This is a genomic window from Sphingobacterium sp. UBA5789, assembly GCF_002418355.1.
GTDB lineage: Bacteria > Bacteroidota > Bacteroidia > Sphingobacteriales > Sphingobacteriaceae > Sphingobacterium.
Genome location: NZ_DIDX01000004.1, coordinates 469,453 through 487,877, shown reverse-complemented (window position 1 = coordinate 487,877; position 18,425 = coordinate 469,453). Strand labels below are relative to the sequence as shown.

12 protein-coding genes are annotated in these 18,425 nt (G+C 39.2%); 3 read left to right on the top strand and 9 right to left on the bottom strand.

Annotated features, from left to right (window positions below):
- Positions 1 to 6: 6 nt before the first annotated feature.
- Positions 7 to 849, top strand: coding sequence for a DUF6620 family protein (locus tag B4B65_RS11330; RefSeq protein WP_293915721.1), 843 nt, complete (start codon positions 7 to 9; stop codon positions 847 to 849).
- A gap of 159 nt (positions 850 to 1,008) precedes the next feature.
- On the opposite strand, the gene B4B65_RS11325 is transcribed toward B4B65_RS11330, so the two are convergent.
- From B4B65_RS11325 to B4B65_RS11310, 4 genes are all read right to left on the bottom strand, one after another.
- The gene (locus tag B4B65_RS11325) at positions 1,009 to 2,514 is read right to left on the bottom strand and encodes a RagB/SusD family nutrient uptake outer membrane protein (RefSeq protein ID WP_293915720.1); all 1,506 of its coding nucleotides are present in this window, start codon (positions 2,512 to 2,514) and stop codon (positions 1,009 to 1,011) included.
- Positions 2,515 to 2,524: 10 nt separating this feature from the next.
- Positions 2,525 to 6,007 (bottom strand): TonB-dependent receptor, encoded by a 3,483-nt coding sequence (locus B4B65_RS11320; protein ID WP_293915719.1) that lies wholly within the window; start codon positions 6,005 to 6,007, stop codon positions 2,525 to 2,527.
- A 177-nt stretch (positions 6,008 to 6,184) separates the two neighbouring features.
- Positions 6,185 to 7,306, bottom strand: coding sequence for a FecR family protein (locus B4B65_RS11315; protein ID WP_293915718.1), 1,122 nt, complete (start codon positions 7,304 to 7,306; stop codon positions 6,185 to 6,187).
- Positions 7,307 to 7,397: 91 nt separating this feature from the next.
- Positions 7,398 to 7,934 (bottom strand): RNA polymerase sigma-70 factor, encoded by a 537-nt coding sequence (locus tag B4B65_RS11310; protein ID WP_293915717.1) that lies wholly within the window; start codon positions 7,932 to 7,934, stop codon positions 7,398 to 7,400.
- An 87-nt stretch (positions 7,935 to 8,021) separates the two neighbouring features.
- Between B4B65_RS11310 and B4B65_RS11305 the strand changes: the two genes are divergently transcribed.
- Entirely contained in the window at positions 8,022 to 8,372 is a 351-nt protein-coding gene (locus B4B65_RS11305; RefSeq protein ID WP_293915716.1) for a hypothetical protein, read from the top strand.
- A gap of 42 nt (positions 8,373 to 8,414) precedes the next feature.
- On the opposite strand, the gene B4B65_RS11300 is transcribed toward B4B65_RS11305, so the two are convergent.
- The 5 genes from B4B65_RS11300 to B4B65_RS11280 all read right to left on the bottom strand — a co-directional run bounded on the left by B4B65_RS11300 (position 8,415) and on the right by B4B65_RS11280 (position 17,583).
- Positions 8,415 to 10,808 carry a PDZ domain-containing protein gene (locus B4B65_RS11300; RefSeq protein ID WP_293915715.1) on the bottom strand — a complete coding sequence of 798 codons (2,394 nt, stop codon included), beginning with the start codon at positions 10,806 to 10,808 and terminating at the stop codon, positions 8,415 to 8,417.
- Positions 10,809 to 10,826: 18 nt separating this feature from the next.
- On the bottom strand, positions 10,827 to 12,257 hold the full coding sequence (locus B4B65_RS11295) for a RagB/SusD family nutrient uptake outer membrane protein (protein WP_293915714.1): 1,431 nt from the start codon (positions 12,255 to 12,257) through the stop codon (positions 10,827 to 10,829).
- Between the two features lie 11 nt (positions 12,258 to 12,268).
- Positions 12,269 to 15,673, bottom strand: coding sequence for a TonB-dependent receptor (locus B4B65_RS11290; RefSeq protein ID WP_293915713.1), 3,405 nt, complete (start codon positions 15,671 to 15,673; stop codon positions 12,269 to 12,271).
- A gap of 132 nt (positions 15,674 to 15,805) precedes the next feature.
- A complete protein-coding gene (locus B4B65_RS11285; RefSeq protein WP_293915712.1) occupies positions 15,806 to 16,894 on the bottom strand; it encodes a FecR family protein in 1,089 nt (362 codons plus the stop codon).
- 89 nt (positions 16,895 to 16,983) lie between these two features.
- Positions 16,984 to 17,583 carry an RNA polymerase sigma factor gene (locus tag B4B65_RS11280; RefSeq protein WP_293915711.1) on the bottom strand — a complete coding sequence of 200 codons (600 nt, stop codon included), beginning with the start codon at positions 17,581 to 17,583 and terminating at the stop codon, positions 16,984 to 16,986.
- 419 nt (positions 17,584 to 18,002) lie between these two features.
- Here B4B65_RS11280 and B4B65_RS11275 point away from each other — a divergent pair, with 419 nt between their 5' ends.
- Complete coding sequence (locus B4B65_RS11275; RefSeq protein WP_293915710.1) at positions 18,003 to 18,194, top strand: hypothetical protein; 192 nt, start codon at positions 18,003 to 18,005, stop codon at positions 18,192 to 18,194.
- Positions 18,195 to 18,425: the final 231 nt, after the last annotated feature.

Here is an 18,425-nt window from a genome sequence, read left to right as displayed (position 1 = left end):
AATCTTATGAATTTAGATCCCCAAACATTACATGGTACGCATTACACAGAAAGTCAGTTTGATGCGGAATTAGAAAAAAGATTTCAGGAACATGTAGATAGCAGTGATGGCGATTGGGATAAAAGTGACCGCCACAGCTACCGCAGACATTTGCTGAGACAGATTTATCAGGAATGGAATCCGGAAACAGACACAGACGATTTTATCAATTTTGAAATGGCTAACTCCCTGAAGTATTCAGGTGTGGCTACAGCAGGTTACACAAAAGAAGATGATGATAATCCGCTGTTACAACCTATTCATGGCATTTCTCTAAAAGACTATACAGCTCTGGTTGCCAATCTGGGTAGTATAGACCCGAAAACCTTATTTAATGCCTTCGGTATAGATGAGGCTATATTTGAGGAGCTCAATACACTCTGGCCTAAGCGTATGCAGGAAGATGAAACTTTTACCATCACCACCCTTTATGGTCAGTATTTTATGGAAATAGGAAATCATCCTGTAATTCTTGACCTTCAAAACAAAAGTAACACGACACCTGCCGGCACTAATAACAATCTGGATCGTTTAAAATCTGACCCTTATTTTTACGAAGAATTAAATGCTGCACGTACAGCTGCTTACGAGTATGGAATTGATGGGGCACAATGGATTGAAGATAATTTCGGAATTGGTCTCATTGACTTTCAAAGTGTAGCTATGCAATGGATGACAAAACGAAATCAGAATTTTAATACTGCTGAAATTACCGAAATGATGGATTATCATGAAGTAAAATACGAGGAGTATAAAGCCAAATTCGCCGGTGAACAGGGCGGAAATATAGCTGATGACATTGATTTTTAGCGTAATAAAACAATATAGAACTTATCTGAGTTATCAGACTGAAAAGAGTTTTGATGAAAAGATAGTTAACTAATCCGGCTGCCCTCAGACAACCGGATTGGTTTTGTATGAACATTTTATAAAGATAGCATCCGGATACTATCGCTATTATATGTATTTTTAGTTATACCCTGGATTTTGTTTAATTACGCCATTAGTCTCATTAATCGCTTTTCTAGGGATAGGATATAATACAAATTCGGGTTTTGCAAAGGTAGACCCGTCATCCAAAGCTCTTTGTATATAGGTTCCCCATCGGATCATATCCTCTCTTCGGTTACCTCCCTCAAACCAAAATTCAAATAAGCGCTCATCCATCAGTTTGCTTCTAAACTGGTCTTTTGAAAGTCCTGCTGGCAAAGCATCCAGACCAGCTCTTTTTCTAACCTGGGTTACTAAATCATAAGCTTCAGTTGTAGGACCCGCAGTTTCATTAATAGCCTCAGCAAGTGATAACAGAACATCCGAATAGCGCCAAACAACAATGTCAACTCCTGTATTTTCTCCTGGTGCATTAGGATCAATACCATATTTCATGGGAATAGCCCCTTTGTATCCATTGGCTCTGGCATCAAAAGTTTGTCCTCCGTAAGTTGGCCATTTTGCCAATAATCTTGTCAACCTTTTATCATTCTGATCAAATTTATCATAGGTTTTCCACGGCATTTTGTAGCCTCCCCATTGGGTTAGGGCTTTTCCGCTAGGATCTACATAATTCCCCGGTAAGGCATGAGCCAGCCATATATTGGTAAAGGCAGCATCCATTCTGCTGGAGATTGCAAATATTTTCTCCTGATTATTTCCGTTATTTTCTATGGTAAAAATATTCGCATAGTTTGGTTCCAGACTATGTCCCATACCTTGCAAGGTTCTGCAATTGGTAATAACTTCCGGCCATCTTTTTTCGTGCATATATAATTTTACCAGTCCCATCAGACAGATGTCCTTTGTCATCCTTCCGTAGTCGGCTTTATCCTGCTGCATAGCTGTTGGTAATCCTGCAATAGCCTCTGTATAGTCTTTTTCTATTTGAGCTACCATAGCTTCTTTTGTCATTCTTGGGATAGGCTTAGCAGCGGGATTCTGTGCTTCTGTAGCATCCAAACGTAATCCGACAGGACCATAAAAGTTATAAAGTTGCCAGGCATAATGTGCCCGCAGGGCTTTAACTTCTGCAATATACCTGCTTTTCTCTTCTGTACTCAAAGAGGTCATACCATTGAGTTTATCAATGGTAATTGTAGCATTGGTTACTGCCGGCATTATTGAGGAATACAATAATCCTAGTTGACCATTTGGAAAATCTTCAAAAAAGTTTAGCTGGTAATAAGGTATCCACACCGGATCTCCCCACGAACAAATTAATTCATCTGTAGTAGCACTGGATTGTACAATTACAGAACCGGCTCCGGATCCATAGATAGCATCGTATCCATTTTTGTTAAGAGATGAATATACAGCTGTAACTGCCAGTTTAGCATCAGCCGGAGTCTTATAAAAAGAAATTTCTGAAAACCTGTCATAGGGCGTCTCTATTAAATCTTTTTCACAGGATGTTAAGAACATTAAAATACTCAATCCTACAATGGCTGGTATTCTTTTGAAGTATTTATTAGTTAGTTTCATAATATTTTATTTAAAAAGTAATATTAGCACCCACAATAAAGGACTTGGCAATAGGATAAGAATAGAAGTTTTTAAGCTCCGGGTCTATACCTCTGAATTTGGTTATTACAAAAGGATTCTGTACAGAAGCAAAAATTCTTACACTACTTAATATTTTTTGTTTTTCCAATAAACTTTCCGAAAATCTGTAACCCACGGCAATATCTCTTACACGGATAAAACTCGCATCTTCAATGAAGTAGTCAGAGGATCCACCGAAGGGATAGGTAGTATTAATAGCAGTTGGTATTGTTGCATTTGGGTTATCATGAGACCATGTATCTTTTATACCATTCAATGCATTCCATCCAAAACCTACTAGACTCCCATATCCCCCCATCGTTAGTTCTCGGTTTTGCTTTTTCTGTATAGCACTATAGGCAAAAATAGATAAATCGAAATTTTTATACCTGAACTCGTTATTAAACCCAAAAGTATAGCGGGGAGCTGTGGAAGAATTATCCATGATAACTGTCATATCTGCATTGGTGATTTTCCCATCGGGTTTCCCAGTCAGATAACCATTAGCATCGTAACTATTAATGTCTTTTACAATAATCTCTCCAGGTTTAATATTTGGCATCCATGCCGGAGCATCCATTTTATTAGGATCGTAAATGCCATCCGACAGATAACCATATACTTCATTGAAATTTCCGGTTGGATTAATATATCTGGCAAGCGTTTTAAGAGCTTCTGGTGAGCGCTCTACCCACATATTTTTGAAAGTGGTAAAATTGAATGTGCTATTCCAGTTAAAACCCTCAGGCTTTTGAATATTTTTGGTCTGGATACTAAATTCGAATCCCGTACTTTTTGTTGTTCCCGCATTTCCTGCATACGCAGAAACAGAGAAGTCAGTTGCCAATGATATGGTAGTCAATAAATTTCGGAAATTTCTTCGATAATAATCTACTGTACCGGTAATTCTGTTGTTAAACAATCCAAAATCGATACCAACATTTTTTTCTGCCTGTGTTTCCCAGGTAAGATTTGGATTGGCTAATTGAGACATACCAACACCTTGATATTGGGTGTTATTAAATACAGCATTATAGCCAAAAGAATAATAGGTAAATGCGCTCGATAAGGCACCATTTCGGGTAATGTTTGAATTCCCCACTTCTCCATACCCCAGTCTTAATTTTAGAAAGCTAAGCGTTTTGTAATCCTTCAGGAAGTTTTCTTCTGAAACAATCCAGGCGGCAGAAAATCCGGGAAAAATCCCCCATTTTTTATTTTCAGCAAAATGGGATGCTCCGTCTCCACGGATAGAAGCTGTCAGGATATATCTGTCATCCAGTTCATAAATAGCCCGCCCAAAATAGGATTTCCATATTCTGTCTGGGTTACGATAAGACCCTGCTCCGGGACGCGGTGCTGCGCCTGAGCCTAAGCTGTTGGTCGTAAAAGCATCGGTTGGGAAATTATTGTTAGCAGCAGAAAAACCGTCCTTAGTATTAACCTGATAAGAATGTCCGGCAAGTAAGTTAATCTTATGTTTTTCTGCAAAAGTTTTAACATAGCTTAAGGTATAATCTGCTAAGAGAGTTTGAGAGTTGGCTTCTCCGATACTTCCGGCTCCTCCCGCTCTGGCTCCGTATAAGAATGTTGTCGGGAGGTAATTATACCTTTTGGCAGTACTTTGATCATAGCTAAGGCTTGCTCTCGCTTTTAGTCCCGAAATAATAATCCATTCGGCATATCCAGAGGTTAATAATCTGTTCGAATTGGTATAATCTGTAATTTCCAGATAAGATAAGGGGTTCGGTGTATTTTGATATTTAGGGTTGATAATGTAATTACCCTTGTCGTCTTTAAATGGTAATGTTGGTGGGTGATAGAAAGCGGCACCAATCATTCCGGAGTTTTCATATAAACCATCCCCAATATTTCCGTTGTTAGCTTTAGAACCATTTATAATAATATTTACCCCTACTTTAAAAGCATCTGATATTGCCTGATCTATGGATAGCTTTCCGGAAAAATTTCTAAAATCAGAACCTTTCAATACTCCCTTCTGATTCATATAGTTGCCGGACATATAATACTGGGTTCTGTTTACAGCTCCCGAAACCGAAATATTATGTTGCGCCGTAAGACCCGGACGCATAATGGCATCAAAAGCATTTTGATAAGATGGCTGATTATTAATCTGATCCTGCGTATATACAGGAACAAAAGGTTTCACTGATGCAGGATCCTTGCCTCCATATATTCCGATTTTGTTGTCCGACAACCATTGTTCATACGAAATTCTGTTCGTTTGCGTCATATAATCATACGTATTCATTAAGTCATAATATTTAATAGACTTTTGAAAAGCATTACTAACATCATATTGAATGGTTGGTTTTCCGGATTTTCCTCGCTTTGTAGTAATTAGTACAACACCACCAGCAGCTCTGGCTCCATAAATCGCTGTAGCACTGGCATCTTTCAAGATATCTATAGTTTCTATATCATTTGGATTCAGGAAGTTTAGCGGAGATCTGTTTATTCCCGAACTTCCATATCTCGTTCCTGAGCCTGGTTCTCCTGACGCATCATTAATAATTACTCCATCCACAACATAAAGTGGTCCTTCCGAAGCAAATGAGGCGTTACTTCTTATGAGCAGATCGGCCGCAGCACCAGGTTGTCCGGACGTAGACATTACAGTTACGCCGGCAGCCCTACCCGCCATGGCTTGTACAAAGTTGGTATTGGTGGAAACGTTTACATCCTTCATTTTAACAGAGGCAATAGATCCTGTCACATTCTTGGATTTAATGGCTCCATAACCGATCACTGTCACCTCAGAAATTTCCGTATTACCAGCAGAAAGCTGCACATCAAGTGGAGACTGTCCGGTATAGATGATTTCTTTTGACGCATAGCTGATATGACGAAAAATAAGTGTTTGTCCCGGTTGCACATCTATGGTGAACTTACCCGAAGCATCTGTCTGTACCGTATTATTGTTTTCTTTGACCCGTACCACGACATTTGCCAGAGGTTGTCCGTTTTCATCCTTTACATGTCCTGTTACAGATACCGATTTAACTGCCTTGGCAGGGACTTCCTTATTTTTGGTTAACTCTTTTCGTCTCAAGACGACTGTATTTCCCTTTATTTCGTAGGCTAACGGCTGATTTTTGACCAGCTCATCAAGTGCTTCCTTTATAGATCCGCCCTTGATATGTATACTGACCGGAGATGTACCGGTCAGGTGACTATTTACATAAAAGAAGTCATATCCTGTTTTAGCTTTCAGTGTTTTGACAACTTTCTCAACGGAAGTATTGGATTCGGAGAGTGATATTTTTTGTGCACTTGCAGTTGCAGTTGTATTTAATTGAAGTAATGAAATCAGAATAAGTGCATTCATCAGATACTTGTATCCGGAATGACGAACAGCTTTAAACGATAGAGCCGGATCGGGCTTTTTTAGCCCAAAAATAGTATTCCTCATATTGGTTTATAATTTAGAAAATTGGATATTTTAATTTTACATTTCCTATCTGCAGAAAAATGTCTTGCGACGGACAAACCTTGTTTTACCCGGCTGATTTGATAAGTTTAGTAATCTTTATCTTCCATATAGCTTTACATTAAGTTTTATAATAATTAGTGTGTGTGAATGTTTATATCAGGTTTTACGGATGTAAACCAGATTATCTTTGTATGTTATTTTAAGGAGCTTTGTTGAGCCCAGAATATCCAGTATTTTTGCAAGATCATCCTTGATCCGAATCTGACCACTCATCCCTTCTAGTGGGATAATTCCTTCATACACGACCTCTATATTGTGGAAGCGTGTAACTTTGCGCATGATTTCATAGATATTCTCATTCCGGAATTCAAAGTAGCCGTTTTTCCATGCAGTCACCACATCCGTATCCACATTTCGCTTGCTGATATGATGCGCATCATCGATGCGGGATTGTTCTCCGGGAAGAAGTATAACTTTTTGATTGACTTCTACCGCTCCTTCTACCAATGTTGTTTTGACCAAAGGCTCATCTGCATAGCAGTTGATGTTAAAATGTGTACCCAGGACTTTGACCTGCTGACTACGTGATGCCACAATAAAAGGTTGCTTTGCATTTTTTGCTACTTCAAAATATGCTTCACCGGTAAACTCTACTTTCCTTTCTTTCTGATGAGAAAAACTAAGTGGATAACGGATAGAAGAAGCGGCATTCAACCACACTTTTGTACCATCTGATAGTGTAATCTGAAATTGCTGACCTCGGGATGTAGCCAGTGTATTATAGCTGACTTCCTTCTTCCCTTTACCAGATTGAGCATCGGAGACATGTAATGTATGATCCGCAGAAATAGTAGTAATGCTCGTATTCTGTACGAAGTGATCCTGCTTCATCTCTGATGTCACGTGTACCGTATCACCATTAGATAACGTCAGCACAACACCGTCAAATCCTTCCGGGATCTGATGCTCAATCTTCAGGGTAATTCTGTCCTCTTCATCTGTATTCTTATTCTCTTCCCAAAGAATTTTAATCAACAGGAATAATAACAAAGCTGCAGCAATAGTTACTAACGAAGCGGAGATATATCGTTGACGTTTCGATGCGATTCTTTTTTTGACAAAACGAAATATGGCATCTGTCTGATCCGACCAATCCGATTTGTCCCCTCTGCGCTGTTGCACATTACACCAGGTGTTGTATTGACGCAAGTCTTCTTCCGAATAGTTTCCTTCGGCAATTCTTGAAATGATCTCGTCAATATTATTTTTATTGGTCATTACTTTGTGCTGTACAGTTCAGAGCTATACATTGGTTATATACCAGTAAGTACCATGAAGAAGGGCTATCCCCTAAGCGGATATAAAAAAATTAAAATATTCTATTGAGATAGAGTTTGAGCTTTCTCAACGAAATGGTCATCTGTGCTTCTACTGTTTTTTCCGATATTCCCATTTCCAGGGCTATTTCCTTATTAGTAAGATACTGTTCTCGACTAAGCTGGAATGTTTCTCTTGCACGTACCGGTAAAGTTGCTGTAAAATCCGTTATTGCCTGCTGAAGTTCTTTTAATTCCAGATCATTTGTGGTATCTGATTCATTAACAGGGACTGCTTTGTCCAGAATTTCTTTTTTTCTTTTACCGGAGCTTATAACCCTTATCAATTTATATTTTACTGCAGCCAGCAAATAATTTTTGAGATTCAGAATATTGAGATTTGTCCTGTTTTCCCACAACCAGACGAAAACTTCCTGAATAACATCTGAACATTCATCTTCATCCTTAATAATATTAAAGGCATAACGATAAAGCAGTCCGGAATATCGAAAATAAATGGCATTGAATGCCATTTGATTGCTGTTCTTCAATTCGGTCATCAAAGTAGAATCATCCCAAATTTTATGCATAGTCATAACCGATTAGTATTGAAAATTCATTTCTTTATTAGATAATAACGAAAATAACAAAATATTAACCCCATTAACAAATACAACATGCAACCGGTTGCCATTTACTGTAAAACAGCATGTATAAAAGAAAATTATTTAGCATTAAAAGAAGGTGAAAATTATTACAAAAGTTGGTTTACGATAAAAAGAGCCTTTTTAAATTCTAAAAATGTAATTTTAAAATTGATATACGAAATTAAACAAAATCAAATTAATAATTTTAAAAAAGTAGAAAAAAAACTACAAATCATATTGGTAAAAATAAATAAAACAACATTATACTTAAGTAAGTTTACTTTTGCTAACGTACTCTTGCGACGTGCGCCCAGCATTAAATTAAATCAAGGATTTAAAACTGCAGCAAGCAATAAAAAAACACGTCATTCCATTTGGTAATGACGTGTCTATAAAATATTAGTGTGAAAATAACAGGCAATATCAGAGCCTTACTGTAAAATCCTGTTTTACCTGATTTCGGAAAACCGTGACTGTTAACTGACCGGTATATGCATCTCTTTTAGCTATTCGTATAAAATCATCTACACTATTGGTCGCTGTCTTCTGACAGACAACAATAACGTCACCTACACGAAGACCACTTTTATATAGCGTACTGTTTTCTGACAGGTTCACAACCAATACACCAGCTATAGCAGGTAATCCTGCTGCAGACTGTTCACCTAAAGTTTCAATTGATTTAAATTCTCCGTTGTTCCACTTCACAATCTGGCTGCCCTGATTTCCTTTTTGTTTTGCAAGAGCAGGGATTTCGGGTTTGGCAGCTTTCACAAGCAATCGTGAACTTGTCACACCTACATCCAACATATCAAAGTTTTTAAATCCTGCAGGTATATTGTCCTTAATTCTGAAATCTCCTTTAGGAGCATCTGCAAACGTACCGTCCAACAGGATGGAGTGCTGCTCTACTCCTTTCGCCTGATCTTTCTTTAGGTCATCTATATTTGTATAATAGTTATAATCTACTGTATCAGCCCAATACCTGACTTGTATATCCTGATGAGATTGCATCAAAATATTATTCCGGAATACATCATGACTATCTTTAAACCAGACATGCGGATGAAATCCGTTATTGAGTATAACATTATTGTAAACTGTTCTGTAAAACCCTTCCCTGAGTTTCAGACCTCCACTCAGACATAAATTGTTATAAATCTGATAATTGGTAGATCCGTCATCCAGATCAATATCCCATCCATGATCACATTGAAATCTATTATTCCGAATCAATGTCGGCGCGACAGCATCCAACGTCACCCAATCCGGATGTGCAGCAGCCAGGTGGTTCATTTCTTCGCGATTAGGATGCCAGAACCGATCTCTTCCCCAGGAATTAAATGCACCATGATCACTGGTTTCTAACACCGTACGAAATACATCATTATGTGCGATATCATGTCCTCCCCAGGTCCCATCTCCTACGTTAATACCTGCTCTTGGAACCTCATATATGGTGTTGTGAAGTACGCGAATAGCTGACGCCATAGAGATCTGCACACCAGCTACCTGTTTTTCAATCAGACCAATATGTCTGATCAGGTTATTACTAGCTTCACAATTCAAAGGATAGTCATCCGATTTGGGTCCTTTAATAGTGTCCATATCCGCTTCCGGAACAAATTTTTCATAATGGAATGCAGGAGATCTCACAGCATCGGGATTACCGACAAAACTGATCGCACTCGCACCTATATGTTCGATAAGATTATCTGATATCACCACCTCGCGGTTATAGTTGCTGACAAATACAGCATTTCCACCCAGATCATAAAAATCGGACCCTGAAATCTGGCAGCGTTCCGCATAGGCTATCCGGACAGCGCCTTGCCGGTAAATGGTCCAGTCACTACGTAACAAAGGCTCATCGGTCTTCATAAAAGTTGGAGCTGTATGTACAAAATGTATTCCATTCACATGAATATCATGCACTGGCTTTGTTTTGCTGCCGGATATGCTTATAATATTCTCTAATACCGGGGCTTCTAACTTTTGCTGTTGCGGATTTTTTCCATTTGGAGCATAATAATACAACGTGGAGGTTTTTTCGTCCAGATACCATTCATTGGGTGCATCCAGTTCTTCAAATACATTCTCTACATAACGGTATGTATCATGCATCTTGCTCGGTCTGTTATTTTGCAGTCCTCCTTCCATCTGTAACTTACCGTCCGCATCTTTTCCCGTTACCCGATAATGAAAACCACCCCATCTCCCGATATGGAGTGCATGTACAATTGCACCTTCCGGATTTTTCCATTTGCTGACACGTTCCGGGCTGATAGCATCTGCGGCATAGCCCTGAAACGGAAGGATAGTGGGATCATAATTTGGATATCTGGCCCTTACCAGTGCCTTACCATCAGCATAGAGGCTTTGAAAGCGTAAACCGTTAGGCACCTGAGCTGTCCAGATTCCTTTTTCTCCCTTTTTCCATTGCAGATGTAAAGGGATAGCCCCGCTAAGCACGACCTGCTGACCTTTAGCAGACTGGATCGTTAGCGGAGCAGATTTTGTTCCCGACTCTTCATGACTTAAATCTAGGGGTGTATCCAGATAGTAAGTCCCTCCGTTGATAATGACATCAACAGTTCCTTTGTATCCACTCTTTTTCAACTTTGATACCGCCTTCAATGCCGTATTTGGAGTAGCATATGGCCGTGTTGCTGTACCGGGATTATTATCCCGGCCAGATTTGGCTACATATATTTTTTTTACTGTTGTGGATTGTGCATTTGCAGTCACAACTCCCCCGACAGCACATACAATATATAATGCTAACAAACGGGGCATAAAAGTTAAGGCGTAGTTCATACTTAAAGTTAAAAATATTTATTGATACAGAGGGTTTTGAGGAATATTATTGTTAATTATTTCTTCAATCGGTATAGGCCAGGTCTGATTATAGGGTCCGACAGGAACAGTCAATGTCGCTCCTCTCTGTTGTTGTATACGATTGAATGTATTGGTACGTTTCATTGTCGTCCAGGATAAACCTTCCTCATGCATTTCCCAGTCCCACTCTTTCCACACGGCTTGCTGAAACTGCTCTTTACTCAAATTTTGCAGATCCGGCACATGTGTCGGATCATTCTTGTCCAACCTCGCTCTTTTACGTATTTCGTTTATATACTGATACGCCTGTGCCGGTCCGTTGATTGCGTTCTCAGCTTCTGCCGCAATCAGGTACATTTCTGCGTAACGCAACATAGGGATTGCATACGACACAAGTGAGCCTGATGGAAGTATCCCTCTGTCAATCAGTGTTGCATCTACAAATTTATGAAAAAACGGTCTCGCCAATGGACCGCCCGGAGCCGGATAATTAATCATAATTCCCCAGGACAGGCGTCGGTCTCCTTTTGGAAAACTATTAATAAAATTGGCAGATGGTACTAATGTAGGTGTAAATCCTGGCGCTGTACAGGAACTGCCGTGCAGGAAATTACCTCCCCGGTCTGCTACATATTGCTTGTCCCAGATAGATTCTGTCGTATAGGCTAGTTTATGAAATACTTCTGCATAATCTGCCACAAGTGTAAATCTACCAGATTTAATGACATCAGTAGATTTTTTCAATGCGTCGGCAAAGTATTTCGTCTGATTCAACGGATTACCAGCCATGGTGAGATATACACGTGCCAGAAGCGCGGTAGCAGCCAGTTTATACACACGCCCTTGCTGTGGAGCATTCTCCGGAAGATTAGCTTCCGCAAAAAGTAAATCCTCCAGTATTTGCGTATACACTTCTGCCTGAGGTGTCCGGGGCAATCTTAAGCCATTGTAATCCTCTGCAACCTTCAAAGGCATAGGCACATCTCCGAATAGCTGTACCAACTGAAAGAACGCATAACCTCTCAAAAAGCGGGCTTCGGCAGTTAAATTTGTGACTTGTGCGCTTCCTATCGGCGCATTCGGTAAATACTTTAAGATGAAATTGGCATTTTTGATTATTGAATAAGGGCCGTTCCATGCACTTCGTGCATTATAGTAAGAAGGTGTCGGCTGATTATTATAAACCGGTAGCGCCTGTTCTGCCTGTGCAGAAGGAGTCGCATACAGATCAGTGATCATTTCGTGTGTAAAAGTAACATACAAGGGCAGACCACTATAGATGCCTTTTACAGAAGCCTCATAATTTCCTGGATTCAGGAAAAACTGATCCGGATTTAAAATTGTCTGAGGTTTTTCAACCAATGTACTTTCACAACCCTGTATCAGAAATGTGAAAAGTAACAGGAATATACTATATATCGTTTTCATGTCCTTAAAATTTAAAAATCAACTCTGATACCAGCTGTAATTGATTTAGTCGCCGGATAGTTACCTCTGTCCCATCCGTTTACAGATGCAGAAGCCCAGGAAACTTCCGGATCAAAACCACTGTAATTGGTTATCGTCAGATAATTCTGCGCACTCACATATATCCTTACCTTAGCCATACGGATTCTCTCTGTAACACGCAAAGGCAATGTGTATCCCAGCGTAATATCGCGTAAGCGCAGATATGATCCGTTTTCTACCCATAGGGAGTTCGCATAATCCCGTATCGGACTACCGCTATTTGCCCCTGGTTTGTCAAATGTATTCCCCTGCCCACTTCCTTTCCAACGGTTATCAAAACCTTCCTGTGTAGGTGCCCAGTTGCCATTGAGCGAGATGTTATACTTCCTGAATTCGTTCACAATATCGTTACCATAGCTACCTACTATCATAAAAGAGAAATCAAAATCCTTGTAGGTAAATCCGTTGTTGAAGCCAAACGTAAACTTAGGTTCCAGGCGACTCAATACAGTACGATCTTCCTGATCATTGACAGTACCCTGACCATCCCAGTTCTTAAACCTGTAGTCTCCGGCTTTCTTTGACGGCTCTCCGTTAGCAATGGCTTCCTGATCGGTCTGATAAACCCCTTCTACCGTATATCCGTACAATTGCATCATGGACTGACCTACAATCGTCGGAAACCAGTTGCCTCCTGTTCCGATCTCTTTGAAAGTAACCGGCCGGCCATAAGCATCCGTCCCCATATCCAGTACTTTGGTACGGTTAAAGGAGATATTAAATGAAGGATTCCACCTTAGATGCTCTCCCAACCGTGGCTGAGCAGAGATTTGAAATTCAAAACCTTTATTTTGTACCACACCTATATTCTGCAATACAGAACCAAATCCACCAGATCCGGGCAAAGTAACATTCAACAACAGATCTTTGGTACGTTTGTTATAATAATCGGCTACGATCTGGATTTTGTTGTTAAACAATCCCATATCCAGTCCTATATCATACTGGCGGGTTGTCTCCCATTTCAGATTTGCATTCTCAAGTGCAGCCAGAATAAATCCTGTATTTATCTGATTATTAAATATTGCATCCGTCCCGGAAACATTAGCGAGTGTCTGATAGTTAGCAATAGCCTGATTCCCTGATTCTCCATAAGAGGTTCTGATTTTCAGAAGTGATAAAGTTGGGTTATCCTTTAAAAAATCCTCCTGTGATACTACCCAGGCAACTGCAGCTGAAGGGAAAAAAGCATATTTATTATTTGCTCCAAAACGGGATGAACCATCTCTCCTTCCGGATACCGTCAGGAAATATTTATCTGCATAGGAATAATTAGCTCTGGCCATATAGGAAAGTAACCTGTTATCACCAAATGAAGATGAAGGAAGTGCTTTGGTAATGGCAGACTGAATATTTGATGTTTCATAGGTGTCACTGGCAAAGCCTACTCCGGTACCACTATTCAATCCATCGTTCCTACTGGTCTGATAAGTCAGGCCAACCAATGCATCCAGTTTATGTTTATCTCCGAATTGTTTCTGATATTCCAGAATGTTATCATTGATAAAGGTAGAAGAACTACCGTAATTCTTAGAACCAACACCAAATACAGGTTTTCCGTCTACAGTTCGTTGGCCCAGACTAATATTACCTGGGTAATACGTATCCTGCTTATTATATGCGTGATCCAGTCCTGCACTTAGTTTTAATTTCAACCCATTCAGTATCTCATACGACAGGGCCACATTACCGATAAGACGTAAGCTGTTATTTCTATTTTTCCAGTTTTCGGATATGCCGACCGGATTAGTCTCTCCCCAGGATACTCCGGTGAATTTAGTATAATTGCCATTGGCATCATACACCTGCATAGTAGGAGGCAATACCATTGAAGACCAGGGAATTCCTCCGCTACCATCCGCACTTTGGTATTGTGCACGGTCATAAGCTGAATTTTGAATACTCAAATTGGTTGTCAGATTAATTTTTTCAAACAACTTATGATCAATATTGGTACGAAGAGACAAACGTTGAAATCCCGAATTACGGATAATACCATCCTGATCAAAGTAGCCGAATGAAGTGAAATATTTAGTATCCTGATTACCTCCACTCAGACTCAGATTATGTGTCTGTACAGGAGCTGTCCGGTATACAAGATCCTGCCAATCCGTACCCTTTCCCAGATCATTGATCTGCGTCTGTGTCCAGGGCAATGGTTTCCCGTCATTAGTAGCCACTTCATTCTGAAGGGTAGCAAAATCCTGCGCATTGATAACATCAATCTTTTTACGCAGACGCTGTGTTCCGAAATAATTATTGTAGGAGACTTTTGTCTTTCCTGCGGCACCTTTCTTTGTGGTGATCATCACCACTCCATTTGCCCCTCGGGATCCATAGATAGCTGTAGAAGACGCATCTTTCAATACATTGACACTTTCTACATCATCCATATTAATTTGTGCAGTCAGTCCGTCCAACATCATACCGTCTACGACATATAGCGGATCATTATTTGCACCAAGAGAGTTTGTTCCCCGTATCTGTATCTTCATTCCTTCCCCGGGCTGACCGGAAGCCTGATTGACACGCACTCCCGGTGCATGCCCCTGTAATGCCTGTGCCACATTGGAAACGCCATTTACCTGAGTCAGCTGTTTGGCTGAAATGGTTGAAACAGATCCTGTAAGATCTGATTTTTTGACTGTTCCGTATCCGATAACTACGATTTCAGCAAGATCAGCAATATCCGGCTGCAAGGCAATTTGCAGAGGTATGCCTGTATACATACTTTCTCTTGTCTGATAACCTATATAAGAGAACACAAGTGTTATACTATTTTGCTTTGATCCGGTCAGCTTAAAATACCCCTGTGCATCTGTTGATGTAATATTATTTGTTCCTTTTACTCTTACCGTGACACCCGAAAGACTGTTTCCTGTACTGTCAGTGACTGTTCCGGTAATTGTCTCCTGAAGGGATTCATATGCAGCATGGACAGAGAGATTGGGTGCTGAACTCTCCCGATTAATAAGAATAGATTTTCCTTCCAGACGATACTTTAAAGGCTGATTGAGAAAAACAATATCCAGGACTTTTTGTAAGGTACCGGCTTTTACATCTATGGTTACAGGCTTTGTTCCTTTTAACAGTTCACTGTTATAAAAGACTCTGTATCCGCTCTGCTGACTGATTGATTTTAATACTCTACCCAACTTTTCATTCTTAAAGGAAAGATTAATGTTTTGAGAATATGCTTTACTGTGAACCTGACATAAGATCAGGCATAAAAACAGGAAGGTGTATCTGATATAAAGTACAAACTTTCCTGTGAATGGCCTGTCATAAGGAGATTTCAGGCCAAAAGACTGTTTGAATAATATGATTAAATTCATACATTTGGTTGATTTGGTTTTTAACTGATTAATACTGACTACCTCTATTTTAGTCAATTAAACTAAATTTAAACGGTGTTGCTCGAACTTCACCGTTTTCTTTTTTTATCGATTATATCCGCATAGGCTACTTCATTTTTTTCTGTTTATAATTACTTTCTGGTCTTTATACTGGTAATCCAGTTCTCCTGTTCCTTTTAATGTTTCCAAAGCCTCACCCAAAGAAACATTTCGTTGTACATATCCATTAAACTGATAATCAGAAGATCCGACAAATACAATATCAACATTATACCAGCGGCTTAACTGATTTAAAATCTCTTTTATATTTGTTTCGTAGAAAACAAATGCATCAGATCGCCAGCTGGCAATTTCTTCCAGATCGGCCTTTCGGATCTTAATCTGGCCATTCTCTTCGAGAGTAGCAGTGTTACCCGGGGACAGAAGTGCTTCATGACTTGTACTGTTATTTTTTACTTTTACAATTCCGGTAAATAAGGTGGATTCTTCATTTTCCTGCCCGTAGGATTTTACATTAAAACTGGTTCCAAGTACTTCAATAGTTTGTTTTGCGGTCTGTACGACAAAAGGTATACGTGTGCCATTAGTACCTGACTGTTTTCTGATCTCAAAGAATGCTTCTCCCTTCAACTCAATTTTGCGCAAATCAGCAGCAAATTTTTGAGGAAACTTCAGGGAGCTTCCTGAATTCAGCCACACTTTAGAGCCATCACTCAGACTCAGATGAAATGTACCTCCTCTGGGTACACTGACTTCATATAACTCATTCTCTCCTTCATGAACCAGTTTACCTGATTTGTCCAGAATAGTACTATCCTGGACGACAAGCTCTCCAAAAGTAGAATCCAATATAATATTTCGGCCATCTGCTAACTTCAGCATTGCTCTTGAGGTAGCAGGACCTATATTATTCATTTTTGCGATTTCATTCTCTCTGTCCTGTTGGTAACGTTTATAATAAAGGCCTCCTCCTGCCAGCATCAATACCAATATGACAGCTGCATATTTCAAAAAAGTATAAAAATGAATTCTTTGCTGACTGGCCGGAGCTATGTTCAATTGCGCATTCATATGCCCTTCCATAATGTCATCAAGCTGACCCGTTCTTAGCAAATCCAGAAATAAAGCTATTTCCTGTTCATTTGCCTCTCCGGAATGATAACGTTGTACCAGTTGTTTGTAGAATTTATTATTATCCATTAAATTGGTTATAAAAAGGTGTAGAATAAGGGCCTTTTAATATAAGACACCGCTAAGAGGATATAGGGTACCTCCTAAACTAAATTTTATTAAAAAAAAATAGAATCGATTGTCATACAGACAAACAGACAAACCTGTATATCCAATGGGCCAGATAGCAGAGACCTGAAAGTTTTCATAGTCTGAACCATATATTTTTTGACAGCATCACGACTAAATCCCATTTCTTCAGCTACCTGATCATAAGTCATTTGCTGTTCCCTGCATAATGTAAATACGCGTTTGGCTGTAGGAGACAATTTTTCATATGCTTCCTCAATAAACTTTTCGTATTCTTTTTGTTGTATATTATTTCCGGTAGTTTGCTCGGCGATCGGGTAATAGCGTAATACTTCCTGCAAAGATGCATTAGAACGGGAAATTTTTCGCAGTTGATTAAGGGTGTGATTTTTGGCCAGTGTAAAAAGATAATGCTTAAAAGACAGCACCTGAGCAAATTGTTCTCTCTTGTTCCAGACCTTCATAAAAATCTCCTGACAGATATCCTGGGCCAGATCCGGAGATTTGACATAAGCTAACACAAAAATATATACCGATTGAAAATACTGCTCATAAATATCCTCAAAAGCATGCTCATCTCCATTAGTCAATGCGAGTAGAATCTGCTTCTGTGTGATAGAATCTTTCATGCAAAACTGAGGTTAGAAATTTAAGTTTACCGCCCACAAATTAATAAAGAAATTGATAAAGTAAAAATCATCAAATTAATAGTGAAGTAGAAATATTTATATGCTAAAGATATAAAGCAGTTATAATCTATAATAATTCATTTTTAATATACAGCTAAATTAAATAATTAAGAAAATATTTCACCTTTAATCAACCTGTATAAATTTCCTTAATTAGGTTTGTTATCTGATACATTTTTATTTCCTGATAGGATGATTTATCATTTTGTCTGAATAAGATTAAAAAAAGATTATTCTTCCTTTTAAATCTACAGTAATATGCCTGTTTTTAAACGAATCATAAACCATTTGTAACGAATTGTAAGCAAGTCAGCTGTTTCATTTCTAATCCTGTTATTTTTAGATTTTACCCTAATAAAATGAGAACAGCGATACAACAGGAAGCCTGGCAGGCCCTTCAGAATGGAAATTATGCAGTTGTAGCCAAAAACTGGATACAGGGACACTGTTTTCCGGAAAACCATACAGCTTTAAAGGAGTTATATAATACCCTCATTAATTTACCTAAAGTTTCCCCTAATCCGGATCTGTTGGCTATACTCGGGCTATAGCTTTGGATACAATGAGATTTTTAATTCTGACCGCGAAGAGGCACTTATACAATGTGTACAGTGGAAGCAGCTTTTGACTGTTTTGAGCAAAGCGTTGCTATGGGTTATGCTGATTTTTGGTGTGGATATTGGGCAACACATTGTTCTTACCATTTGACAGAAAATGAAAGGCCTATTTTCTATGCTAATAACGCCATACTGGCCTTGCCCCAGCAGGAAGGCGTCACAGAT